The sequence below is a fragment of the Nostoc sp. genome (assembly GCF_036917815.1).
In the GTDB taxonomy this organism is placed as follows: domain Bacteria; phylum Cyanobacteriota; class Cyanobacteriia; order Cyanobacteriales; family Nostocaceae; genus Nostoc.
In genome coordinates this window covers 1-2935 of record NZ_JBALEK010000083.1, presented here as the reverse complement: position 1 = coordinate 2935, position 2935 = coordinate 1, and the positions used below count along the sequence as shown (strand labels likewise).

Annotated in this window: 1 protein-coding gene; it reads left to right on the top strand. The window is 34.3% G+C overall.

The annotated features are described in order from the left end of the window. Positions 1 to 696: 696 nt before the first annotated feature. Positions 697 to 2715: an ABC transporter ATP-binding protein/permease gene (locus tag V7K97_RS25090; protein ID WP_334803697.1), complete on the top strand. Its 2019-nt coding sequence runs from the start codon at positions 697 to 699 to the stop codon at positions 2713 to 2715. Positions 2716 to 2935: the final 220 nt, after the last annotated feature.

The window sequence follows — 2935 nt, the reverse complement described above, 5'->3', positions numbered from 1 at the left end:
AATCTTACTCTAATCAATGCTAATTTTAATAAATTAATAATTTACTGTAAAGCTACCTTAAATTCCTACAGTTTTAGCTAAAGACAAAGTTAACTTGGCTATAAGTTTTAACAATTACTACTATCAAAAATTTGCTTCTCTAATCAGATATTTTGCTAAATCTTAAGTAATGTTTACTTTTACATTAACTGAATTTATTTATTTAAATCTGTACTTTTTACTTGGATTTATGAATTATCTCACCTTAGCCAACAAAATACAATACCAAATTAAGACAGTTAAGCAGACAGTTAAGACAGTTAAGACAGTTAAGAAGTATCCGCTCGGTAAATTGGGGTAAAAACAAAAAATCAAAATGTAAATTGGTATATACTGCGTCATAGAATATGACACATGGCACAAAAATTATCTGCTGAAAAACTTATTAACTGCTGTCGACTATGGACACCAAGAAAATTACAGCAAATGATTCAATGCGTCAGTTAATACAAATATTGAGTTCAATAATACTTTCACAAGCATATTTACCGAATTGTATGAGAAAGCTTATCATTCTCCAAAATCCCAACAATTGCACTAGGTCAATTTCCTACTTTATTTCTAGCTACAATGCTTATTTGGTAAAGAATTGACCCTTAACGCTACTTCCATATAACTAGCTTAATTATTAGTAAAATCTTAGTTTAGTTTCAGAATATGCCAACCCAAGTTGTTCAAGCTCAACCTTCAACAAATGCTTTTTTAGGTTTTTTTCAATTTTGGAAAGACGTAAAAGCAGTCGCCCAACCTTACTGGTATCCAAACGAGCCAGGAAACAGAGCATTCTCAGACGTGATTCGCTCATGGGGAATGCTCATTCTCTTGATTTTATTAATAATTGCACTTGTAAGCGCAAATGTTTTTAACAGCTTTATTACTCGCTATTTACTCGATATCATCATTCAAGAGAAGGACATCTCTAAGTTTTATGATACTTTACTGCTTTTTGGTTTAGCTCTGGTATTGGTAACTCTCTTGGTAGGGTTCTCCAAACTAGTGAGAAAAAAAATTGCTCTTGATTGGTATCAATGGCTAAATAATAAGATTTTATCAAAATATTTAAACAATCAAGCTTATTACAAAATTAACTTTAAATCTAATATTGATAATCCAGATCAACGTTTATCTCAAGAAATCGAACCCATTGCAAACAATGCTTTAAGTTTTTCAGCTACTCTCTTAGAAAAAATACTGGAGATGACAGCTTTTTTGTTAGTTCTCTGGTCAATATCTCAGACTGTTGCACTAATTTTGGTTACTTATACAGTTATAGGTAATTTGATTGCTGTTTACTTAACCCAAGAATTAAATAAAATTAATCGAGAAGAACTCGAAGCGAAAGCTGACTACACCTATTGTCTAACTCACTTTCGCACTCATGCTGAATCAGTAGCTTTTTTTCGAGGAGAGAAGCAAGAATTAAATATTATTGTCCGGCGATTTAGTCATTTGATAGAAAATGCTAAACGCAAAATTGATTGGGAGAGGAATAATGAGATTTTTAATAGAGGTTATCAGGCTGTAATTCAAATATTTCCATATATAGTATTTGGGCCTTTACAGATTAAAGGTGAAATTGATTTTGGAGAACTTAGCCAAGCGTCTACATGTTGCTATTTTTTCGCTAATGCTTTGGGTGAGTTAATTAATGAATTTGGGAATTCTGGAAGATTTTCTAGCTATGTTGAACGGTTATCTGAATTTTCCGATGCGTTAGAAGCTGTTACTAAAAAACCAGAAGATGTAAGTACTATAAAAACAATAGAAGAAAATCAAATCGTTTTTGAGAATGTCACTTTACAAACACCCGACTATGAACAGGTGATTGTTGAAGGTTTGTCACTGTCTGTCAAAGCAGGAGAAGGTTTATTGATTGTTGGGCCGAGTGGTCGAGGTAAAAGTTCTCTACTAAGAGCGATCGCTGGTTTATGGAATGCAGGTACTGGTCGCTTGGTGCGCCCCCCCCTAGAAGAAGTTTTATTTTTGCCCCAACGCCCTTACATAATTTTAGGAACCTTGCGCGAACAATTGCTTTATCCTACTACAAATAATCAAATGACCAACGCAGAACTTAAAGAAGTTTTGCAACAAGTCAACCTACAAAACTTGCTAAGTCGAGTCGATAGCTTTGATACGGAAGTTCCTTGGGAGAACATACTATCGCTAGGAGAACAACAACGTCTGGCTTTCGCACGATTATTAGTTACTCATCCAAGATTCACGATATTAGATGAAGCAACAAGTGCCTTAGATTTGGAAAATGAAGGTTATTTATATCAACAGTTACAAGAGACGAAAACGACGTTTATTAGTGTTGGGCATAGAGAAAGCCTATTTGATTACCATCAATGGGTATTAGAACTTGCACAAGATTCCAACTGGAAACTTATGAAAGTACAGGATTATCGTAATCAAAAAGGTCAAAAAGTAAGTATTACTAAACCTACCACAAATGTTCAAATCAAAATAGACGACTCATCTCAAGATAAGTCCCAAAATGAATTAGAGAGCAGCACAATCGAAAACCTTTCTCATAAGGAAATGAATGAATTAACCTACTATTCCGTTTCTACTATTAGAAGTAAAGCCCGCAAAGGGGAGTCTATCACTACTAAGGACAGCGTTACCTATCAATACGACAAAGATCCCAAAGTACTGAAATGGGTCAGAGTTTAGTGGCTAATACCCATGAGTTTAAAACGTAAAGCACCTTTTGCCAAACAGTTAAAATATCCGTTTGAGCAAGCGGGAATCAGTTGAAAGAAAACCATAAAACTGAATTCTAAAGCGAATATTACTAGCGTATCGGCTCAATAATTAGGGGTAGGCAGTTATTCCGTCTGCCAGGACCAACCAAACAGATTAGAAGCAGTCTTGTTCCGAATTATTTGAGCTA